Consider the following 9452-nt stretch of genomic DNA (forward strand, 5'->3'; position numbering starts at 1 on the left):
TCGAAGTCGATGGGCTTGCCGCCGGAGACCATCGGCTGGAGTTCGCCGAGGGCGACGTCGCCGTCGGCCTCGCGCTTGAACCAGATGTTGGGGAAGGCCAGGAAACGGTGCCAGGCCACACCCATGTCCGTCTTCAGCGAGACCGTGATCATCCAGATGAAGGATGTTGCGATCTTGATCATCGCGAAGAGGTACGTCAGGTTCTGCAGGGTGCTGAGGCTCAGGCCCTTGAATGCCGCGATCAGCGGGTACGAGGCGAAGAACCCGGCCTCGTAGCTGTCCACGCCGTGCTGGGCGCCCTCCAGCGCGCGCAGCGTCATGATGCAGACGCCGACGATGAGGATGACGGCCTCGACGAAGTACGCCTGGCCGAAGTTGGAGCCGGCGAAGCGGGACTTGCGACCGGCCTTGCCGGGCTTGCTCAGCTGGCGGATGACGATCAGGGCCAGGATGCCCACCGTCGTCAGCAGGCCGAAGAACTCGGTGAAGATCTCGTACGGGAGCCAGTCGCCGATCACCGGAATCAGCCAGTCGGCCTGGAAGAGCTGGCCGATGGCGTTGGCGATCGTCGGCAGCAGCGACAAGAAGCCCACCGCCACGAACCAGTGCGCCACTCCGACCGCGCCCCAGCGGTTCATCCGCGTGTGACCGAGGAACTCCTTGGCGACGGTGACGGTGCGCCGCTTCGGGTCGTCGGTGCGGGAACCGGCCGGTACGGGCTGGCCCAGCCGGACGAAGCGGTAGATCTGCAGGATGGCACGGCCGAACAACGCGACGCCGACCGCGATGAGGACCAGCGACACGATGATCGCGGCGAGTTGCATAGGAGGGCTCCTCGAACCTGCGAGAGCGGACATTACTAAGCGGTAACTTATGTAGTCGGTCCGAGACTACCCAGTTATTCCGCCGCACTGTAGCCAGGGCGGCGGTGATATGCGTCGCTGAGGCCTGTGGTGCCCCGTGACGGTCGGCCCGCGGCTCCGCCCGGTCCCCAGCCCGTCTCCGGGTGCCGCCACGGTGGCTCGTCGGTGGTCCGAGGCCAAGGTCCGCTGCACGGGTGACGTGCACTCCGCCACAGGCTGCTCGACCGTGAACACGAACCCGTGCTCGCGGCCTGTGAGGCGGCGGGGATCGCATTCCTCCCGGGACGGCCCGTCGCCGGAGCGGCATCAGCCGCGGCGGCCGGACTCGCCGCTGTCGCGGCCGAACTCGGCGCCACCCCTTCGCCGCATCTCGCAGGGCCGCCCTCTGCGTTCCAGAGTCACCGATAACCGTTGTTGTACCGGTGTTCCCCATGGCCGTGGTACGGCGCCGATCCCTGCCCGTATCCCGGCCCCTGCCCTTGGCCGTATCCCGGTGGGGGCCCCTGCCCTTGGCTGTACCCCGGCGGCTGTCCGTGGCCGTGCCCCGGCGGCTGTCCGGGCCCGTATCCGTATCCGTGCCCGTATCCCTGCCCGTGCCCGGGACCGGGCGGCGGTGCCCACTGCGGGGGGATCCAGGGGGGCGCCGTGAGCCGGGCCGCGTGTGCCAGGGCGGGCTGCGCCACGTCCTTGCGCTGCCACAGATGGTGCAACAGCTCCTGTTCCCGGGCGACGAAGTCCGAGCCCGCCGCTCCTCGGTGGGCTCGCTGCCGCAGGAACGCCAGAGCCGTGGCGAGGGACTGGTATTCGACGACCGTACGGGCCGCGGCTGGGCCATGGGTGCGGCGCGCCATATCGCGGGCGAGCGCCCGGGCCTTCATGGAGGACAGCGCCTCCGGCTCGGCGGGCACCAGCCAGCCCGCCGCCACGTAGGCGGGCAGATGGCCGCGTACGGTCCTGAGCTCGCTGCTGCGCGACCAGATCACCAGCCAGGTCAGCAGCCCGAAGACCGGGACCATGAACATGCCGTAGACGGCGATGAACCCATAGCCGCCGACGGTCGCCGAACCATTCCACACGCCGTGCAGAACGATCGCGGTCAACAGGCCGGCGAGCGGTAGCAGAAGGCGGCGGGCGCGCTGGTGGGGCGCGGCGAGGGCGGCGATACCGAAGCCGATTCCGGTCAGCGCGGTGAACAGTGGGTGTGCGAAGGGCGACAGCACGATGCGGATGAAGAAGGTGGCGGCCGTGACCGACTGGAAGCCGGAGGAGCCCATGGCCTGGTCCTCGCCGAACGCGTTGCCCAGATAGAGGATGTTCTCGGTGAAGGCGAAGCCGGTGGCGGTGATTCCCGCTATGACGACCCCGTCCACGATGCCGTCGAAGTCGCGGCGGCGGAAGACGAAGAGCAACAGCAGGGCCGCGCCCTTGGAGCTCTCCTCCACAACGGGTGCGATGAGGGTCGCGCCCCAGGTGTCGGCCTCGCTGTCCACCCGGGCCGCGATCCACTGCGTCGCGAAACCGTTGGCGAGGATCGCCATGAGGGTCGCCGCACACGCACCCCAGGCGAAGGCGAAGAGCAGATGCCGCCAGGGTTCCGGTTCGACGCGGTCGAGCCAGCGGAAGGCGGCGATCAGCAGCGGAACCGGCAGTACGGCGAGCCCGAGGCCGACGAGAAAGCCCTCGGTACCGGTCTGTTCGCGGACGAGCGCGAGGATGACCAGGCCCGAGAGCGCCAGCAGGGTGATCAGTGTGCCGAGGCGCAATGCCTTGCTGTGCCACAGCCCTCGACGTGGGCGGTAGCGCCAGTGCGCCGGCTCCGGTACGGCGGCGAACTGCGGCTGCGGTTCATAGGCCGGGACCGGCGGCTGCTGCGGCGGGGGCGGGGACGGATACACCAGTCGACCCTAACCAGGCCGACGGGCGGATGCGACGACGTATCGAAGTACGATCAGCGGCGTACGAACAGCAGATCGTGCACGACATGGCCCTTGTCCAGGCCCGCGCCCTCGAACTTCGTCAGCGGCCGGCCGTTCGGGCCCTCGAACTCCGGGCGGGGCGCGTAACCGCCCTCGGGCTGGGTGTTCTCCAGCTCGAGGCTGGCGGACAGCACCTCGAGCATCTGCTCGGCGTACGGTTCCCAGTCGGTGGCGCAGTGCACCAGGGCGCCCGGCCGCAACCGGGTCACGGCCAGTTCGACGAACTCCGGCTGGATCAGTCGGCGCTTGTGGTGGCGCTTCTTCGGCCAGGGGTCCGGGAAGTAGACACGCAGCCCCGCGAGCGCGGCGGGTTCGATCATCTCGCGGAGCAGGATGATGGCATCGCCGTTCGCGACCCGGATGTTCGACAGACCGTGCCGCTCGGCGAGGCTCAGCAGATTGCCCTGGCCGGGGGTGTGCACATCGGCGGCGAGGATGCCGGTGCCGGGGTCGGCGGCGGCCATCTGTGCCGTGGCCTCGCCCATGCCGAAACCGATCTCCAGGACGACCGGCATCCCGGGGTCGCCGAAGAGCTTGCCGAGGTCCAGTGTGGACTGCCCGTCGATGTCCAGGCCCCAGGTCGGCCACAGCCTGCGCAGCGCGTCGCCCTGCCCGGCCGTGACCCGGCCGCGCCGCGGCCGGAAGCTCCGGATCCGTCGCTCGTGATGTGATCCGGCCGGGTCGGCGGCGGGCCCCTCGGGGAAGAGCAGCCGCCGCTGCTGTCCGCCTTCGCCGCCGGCGGACTTTCCGGGCACGGCCGACGCACCGGAGGGGCGCTGCGGGCCGCCGCCGGCGGACACGGGGGTGTTCTCGGACTCAAGCACAGTGCTTTCGATTCTACGGTCGCCCTCCCGGAGCCCCTGTCGCGCAGGCGAGCGCCCGTCGGCCGGGCACGGGGCCCGCACCGCGTATACGACTCACGGGCCCCGGACCGCGTAGACGGCGCACGGGCTCCGCACGGCCACCGCGCCGCTACGCGAGCCAAGGGCCTCTGTCCGCCCGGCGGCCCGGTTCCGGCCCTGCACCGGCATGAGCCGGGGCTCTGAGCGCACCAGCGAGCTGGTGCCTGGACCGGCCTCGTGGCCAGGGGCCTGTGCCCGCCCCCGCAAGCTCGGGCCTGCGCTCGAACCCGCGAGCCCGGGCTCTGCGCCTGCCCCCGCGAGCTCGGGGTTTCGGGCCGCTCCCGGCCGAGCGTGGGCTTGCACCCCGGCACGCCTTTGGCCTGTGGCCCGGGCAACTCGGGCCTCGCCCGTACCGCACAAAGTGCTTCCCGTGCCCGTCCCGCGCCGCATGGCGGTTTGCGCTTGTACTGCGTCTGGTGCGGGCCAGTGGCGGTAACCGGGCCGGGTGCGGTCTGTGCCGGTACCGGGCGCCGAGTCCGGACCCACTGCGCCGGGCCGAGTGCGCGCGAGCACGACCGCGCCTCGAGGGCGAGCGCAGGGGCAGCAGCCGGCGCTGCGGGTGGCGCGTGCCCTTCCGCGTCGAGCCCGCTCTGCGACCGTGCGGCCGAGCCCGGCCTACACCCGTACCGCGCCGAGCGCGGCCATCGTCCGTCGGGCCACCTCACGGCCGATCGGGAGCGAGGCGGTCGCCGCGGGCGAGGGCGCGTTCAGGACATGGACCACCCCAGGGGACTCCGCGAAGAGGAAGTCGTCCACGAGCGTCCCGTCCGGGAGGACCGCCTGTGCCCGTACCCCGGCCGGGGCCGGTATCAGATCGTCGGCGGTCACCGCGGGCAGCAGCCGCCGGACCGCGTCCGTGAAGGCCCGCTTGGACAGGGAGCGGTGCAGTTCACCCCTGCCGTACTTCCAGTGGCGGCGGGCTATCCGCCACGATCCCGGGTAGGCCAGCGTCCCGGCCAGCTCCCGGGGCCGTACGGTCCGCCAGCGGTATCCCTCACGGGCCAGGGCCGGCACCGCGTTCGGCCCGATGTGGACCGAGCCCTCGATGCCCCGGGTCAGATGGACCCCGAGAAAGGGGAACGCCGGGTCCGGCACCGGATAGACGAGCCCCCGCACCAACTCCTCGCGGCCCGGCGCCAGCTCGTAGTACTCACCGCGGAACGGGATGATCCGCATGCCGGGGTCATGGCCCGCCAGCCGCGCCACCTGGTCGCAGTGCAACCCGGCGCAGTTGACCAGGGCCCGCGCCCGGAGAACTTCCCCGTCCGCTGTACGGACCGCGACACCGGACGCCGTCCGCCCGCCCCCTCGGCCCGCCCGCGACCCCGTACGAGCACCGGTACGCCGCCCGATCACCCGCACCTCCGCGCCGTACCGGATCCGCGCCCCCGCGTCCTGGGCCAGCCGGGCGAGCCGGGCCGCCACCGCCGCGAAGTCGCACACGCCCGTGGTGCCCACCTGGATGGCCGCGAGGCCGCGGACATGGGGTTCGTACTCCGCTATCTGGGCGGGCCCCAGCTCGCGCACCGGGATCCCGTTCTCCCGGCCGCGCTGGACGAGTGCGTGCAGCCGGGGCAGCTCGGACCGCTCGGTCGCGACGATCAGCTTGCCCGTCACCTCGTGCGGAATTTCGTGCTCGGCGCAGAACTCCACCATCTCCGCGGCCCCGCGCACCGCGAACCGCGCCTTGAGGGAGCCCGGCCGGTAGTAGATCCCGCTGTGGATCACACCGCTGTTGCGCCCCGTCTGGTGCCGCGCGGGGCCGGGCTCCTTCTCCAGCACGGTGACGCGTGTGCCCGGGGCGGCGCGCGTGATCGCATAGGCGGTGGACAGGCCGACGATCCCGCCCCCGATCACCAGCACATCGCTGTCGTAGGCCACCGCCCCACCTCCCGCTCCTGCCCGCTCCACCACCGCAGCTCGCCACGGCCCGCATTCGCATCCGCACTCACGATGATGCCTTGGCCCACTGACAACGGCCCGAAACCCGGGCGGTACAAGGCGACACAGGCAAGCCCAGGGGGACGGGCAGGGAACGGAGACGGGGGCGCGGGAAGAAGCGGGAAGAAGAGGCACGGAAGAGGCACGGAAGGGGCGGACGCGGAAAAAGCGGGCAGTGGGAGTCGGGATGCGGCGGCGCGGGAGACACCACAGGGAGGGTCCCGGCCCTGGAGGACGCGCCGCCCACTGGTCACGAGACCCGCGTCACGAGATCCCAGTCACGAGACCCGAGTCAGGAGACCTGCGTGCGGCGCTGATCCTTTACGCCGGTGCCACCAGCAGCGGCCGCGCCCGCTCCCGCAGCTCGACGACCCGCGGCTCGTCGCCGTACGGCTCCAGCCGATGCAGCAGATCCCGGACGTACTCCGTGGTACGAGCCGACGAGATCCGTCCGGCGACCTCCACCGCGCGCGTGCCCTGTGCGCACGCCGCGTCGAGGTTTCCGGACTCCAGTTCGGCCACGGCGGAGACGACGAGGCGCAGCCCGTGCGACCGGACGAACTCCTCCGTCGGCCGGGACAGGGCCTGCTCCGTGAATCGCCGCACCTGGCGCGGTGCCTTCAGATCGCGGTAGCACTCGGCGGCGTCGGCGGCGAACCGGTCCTCCGAGTAGAAGCCGAGCCAGGACGGGTCGGCGTCTCCCTGCCGTGACCGCTCCAGCCAGCCTTCGGCCGCCTTGAGCGCCGCGCCCGCCGCCTGGGAGTCCCCGGCCTTGGCGTGCGCCCGGGCCTCGACGAGCCGGAAGAAGCTCATGGTGCGGGCCGTTGCCAGGCCCCGGTTCCGCTCCAGCGCGGCCTGCGCCAGATCGACACCCTCGTCGGCGAAGCCGCGGTACGTGGCCTGGAGGCTCATCGAGGCGAGCACATAGCCGCCGAGCGGCACGTCGGCCGCGGCCCGGGCGAGCCGCAGGGCCTGGATGTAGTAGCGCTGCGCGGCCTCCTGCTGGCCGGTGTCGAAGGCCATCCACCCCGCGAGCCGGGTGAGTTCGGCGGTCGCGCCGAAGAGGGCGCGGCCGACCTCGTCGCTGTACGAACCGAGCAGCAGCGGCGCCGCGTCGACCCTCAAGCACTCCGGGACCATGGACGAACGCCAGTCCCCGCCGCCGTACTTGGAGTCCCAGCGGCGTGCGTCCTCGGCCGCCTCCCGCAGTTTCGTCACATCGCTGTGGCCCACCCGCAGGGCAGCTCCGTCCGGCCCCTCCGCACCGTTCGCCTCGGCCTCCTTGGCGTCGCGCGCCGCCGCGCTGTCGGCGGGGGTTATGAGCCAGCGCGACGCCGGAGTCGCATAGGCGCTGACGGAGAACGACCCGGCCAGGCTCTGCCAGATACCGCCCCCCGCCCGGCGGCCCGCCAGATCCAGCCGGTAGAGCTCGGTCGCGGACCGGACGGCGGCGCCCACGTCGCGCGGGAAGGCCAGGCCGACCTCCGGCGCCGGGTCGGCGTCCGCCAGGCCGATCTCGTGCAGCGGCACCGGCCGGCCGAGCTTGCTGCCGATGGCGGCCGCGATGAGATGGGGCGCGGCGCCCTGTGGCACCATGCCCTTCGATACCCAACGGGCAACCGACGTCTTGTCGTACCGGAGGGTCAACCCCCGTTGCGCGCCAAGATCATTGACTCTTCTCGCCAGCCCGGCGTTGCTGATCCCCGCGAGGGCGAGAACGGTGCCGAGCTTCTCGTTCGGCCCGCGTTGCTCCCTGGACATGCGCCACCCCTCGAGACCCCGACGGCCGCCCCGGCATAGGCGCGGGGCATTCGTAAACCCAGCGTAGTTCGCCCAATCCCTACCGTTAAGGGGCGGCGTTCCGGATGGCGAGATTGTTGTCCGCACAGGAGTGCGCCTCAACGGGCTTGTGCTCCCGGCATGTGTGGCTGTGCGCCCGGCCGTGCGCTCTGTCCCGGCCACTGCGGGAGCGCTTCCATGATGTGCGTGGGTCGGCTCACTGCACTGGGTCCAGTGGGCTGGGGGACGCCGCCACCTCAATCCCCGCGGGTGGTGGAACAGTCCGGGGGGCGGTTGCCGCCTCCCGGACTGCGCCGTAGTGCGCCGTTCTGCACTGGTACGCCCCCGTACTCATGTGCGGCGGCAGTTTGGCCGAATGGCGTCTCTGGAGCGGGACTTCGGGCGGTCGCTTACCGGGTATTCCGGTCACGGCACATCGGTATGGGCGGGGACAGGCCTCGACCCGTCGCGGCCCGCGCTGTTGCGCCGTGGGCCCGCGCCGTCGCGCCGTCGCGCCGTACGTCCGCGTCGCACGCCCACTGCGTTGCGTCGTGCCTCCGCGGCCTCACCCCGTACGCTCCGCCGTTCCGTCATATGCCTTTACATCGCACGCATGCACGCCGCGCCGCCGCCCGCCCGCCCAGGTGCACTCCTGTGGCGCGCCGGCCGCGTTCCATCGGCGTACGCGGCGTCGGCTTACGCGATCCGGAGCCGCCCCCGTGCGCGGCACTCGTGGCAGCATGGTCCTGACGGGGCAGCACCACCCCCTGGCTGACGGCCCGTTGTGTTCCTGATGAGCCCGTTTGCGGTCCTGTTGGCGACTTCCACGCCACACATCGTGATCAGGGCGTTGTCGGGTTCGATGCCGGAACCGTCGGCTTACTGTGCATGATGACTGCGACTTCTTGGTTGTCCACAGCCTGTGGAGGCGGCGATGCGCTGGTTGGTGGGATGGAGCTGTGCCGCCGCGGTACCGGTCACCGGGGAGGGGCGCACGGTCCATCCGGTCGGCGCCCAACTGCTGTGGGGAGACCCGGATCCGCTGTGGGCCGTCGGCGACTGGCGCCCCGACGAGGTGCGCGTCGTCCGGGCCGGTCCCTCATCCCCCGGCTTCGGCAGGGACGGACCCGTCACCCGGCTCGCCGTCCTCGGCTGCTGCGGGGCGAGTGACGAGCAGCTCCGCCTCGGTCTGTTCGCCGCCCGCGGCGGCGCCCTGCGTCATCTCACCGCCTGGCCCGGCAGTTACACGGCAGTGGCCCAGGTCGGCCGCCGTATCACCATCGCGGGCGACCTCGCCGGGGCCCGGCCCGTCTTCCACACCCCCTGGGCGAACGGCACCGCGTACGCCACCGCCGCGCTGCCCCTCGCCGACCTCATCGAGGCCCAGCTCGACGTCAGCCATCTCGCCGCGCTGCTCGCCTGCCCCGACGCGCCGGAGGCGCTCGGCGACGGCACGCCGTACGCGGGTGTCAAGCGGGTCCCGCCCGGGCACGCGCTGATCCTGCGCGACGGCGCCCGCGAGATCACCGGGTACGAGCCGACCGCCTCCCTCGCCGTCGCCGCGGCCCGGCCCGACCCCGCGCAGGCCGTCGACGGGGTACGGGACGCGCTCGTCGAAGCCGTACGCGCGCGGCTCGCCGCTCCCCGGCACGCGCCCGAGACACCCCTCCCGGACCCGGGCCCCGTTCCCGGCATGGGGCCCGCCGAGCGGCGCGCGGCCCGGGGCGCCCCGGCGCCGGGCATCGGCTCCGACCTGTCCGGGGGCAGCGCCTCGGGGACCCTCGCGTTGCTTGCCGCCGGGCTGCCGGGGGTTCCGGGCACGCCGCTCGGCCACGGCACGGAGGCAGGCGAACGGCTGCTCGCCGTGACCTTCAACGACCTCACGGCGGGAGCGGCGGCGGTCTCGGGCGGCGGCCTGGGCGGCAGTGCCGCCCTGCACGCGCGCGAGGCCGAACTCGAACGGGCGCGCAGCATCGCCGCCAATCCCCGGT

General features: G+C 72.4%; 4 protein-coding genes and 3 pseudogenes. 2 read left to right on the forward strand and 5 right to left on the reverse strand.

The window, feature by feature from the left end:
• A pseudogene (locus ACTWQE_RS32645) lies at positions 1 to 824 on the reverse strand (Fe-S oxidoreductase); the annotation flags it as partial.
• Positions 825 to 1070: 246 nt separating this feature from the next.
• Here ACTWQE_RS32645 and ACTWQE_RS32650 point away from each other — a divergent pair.
• Positions 1071 to 1226, forward strand: a pseudogene (locus tag ACTWQE_RS32650) (aldo/keto reductase); the annotation flags it as partial.
• A 35-nt stretch (positions 1227 to 1261) separates the two neighbouring features.
• On the opposite strand, the gene ACTWQE_RS32655 reads toward ACTWQE_RS32650, so the two are convergent.
• The 4 genes from ACTWQE_RS32655 to ACTWQE_RS32670 form a co-directional block, all read right to left on the reverse strand.
• Positions 1262 to 2758, reverse strand: coding sequence for a PrsW family intramembrane metalloprotease (locus ACTWQE_RS32655; RefSeq protein WP_443332711.1), 1497 nt, complete (start codon positions 2756 to 2758; stop codon positions 1262 to 1264).
• A 53-nt stretch (positions 2759 to 2811) separates the two neighbouring features.
• Entirely contained in the window at positions 2812 to 3594 is a 783-nt protein-coding gene (trmB, locus tag ACTWQE_RS32660) for a tRNA (guanosine(46)-N7)-methyltransferase TrmB (protein WP_443332714.1), read from the reverse strand.
• 762 nt (positions 3595 to 4356) lie between these two features.
• Positions 4357 to 5622, reverse strand: coding sequence for an L-2-hydroxyglutarate oxidase (gene lhgO, locus ACTWQE_RS32665; protein WP_443332712.1), 1266 nt, complete (start codon positions 5620 to 5622; stop codon positions 4357 to 4359).
• Between the two features lie 381 nt (positions 5623 to 6003).
• Complete coding sequence (locus ACTWQE_RS32670) at positions 6004 to 7443, reverse strand: MFS transporter (RefSeq protein WP_443332713.1); 1440 nt, start codon at positions 7441 to 7443, stop codon at positions 6004 to 6006.
• A gap of 952 nt (positions 7444 to 8395) precedes the next feature.
• On the opposite strand from ACTWQE_RS32670, the pseudogene ACTWQE_RS32675 reads away from it, so the two are divergent.
• Positions 8396 to 9452, forward strand: a pseudogene (locus ACTWQE_RS32675) (asparagine synthase-related protein); the annotation flags it as partial.

The sequence above is a fragment of the Streptomyces sp. 8N706 genome, from assembly GCF_052245415.1.
GTDB lineage: Bacteria > Actinomycetota > Actinomycetes > Streptomycetales > Streptomycetaceae > Streptomyces.

Coding starts and splice junctions, on each gene's coding strand:
- ACTWQE_RS32670 (WP_443332713.1), bottom strand. CDS start 7,443: ATGTCCAGGGAGCAACGCGGGCCGAACGAGAAGCTCGGCACCGTTCTC.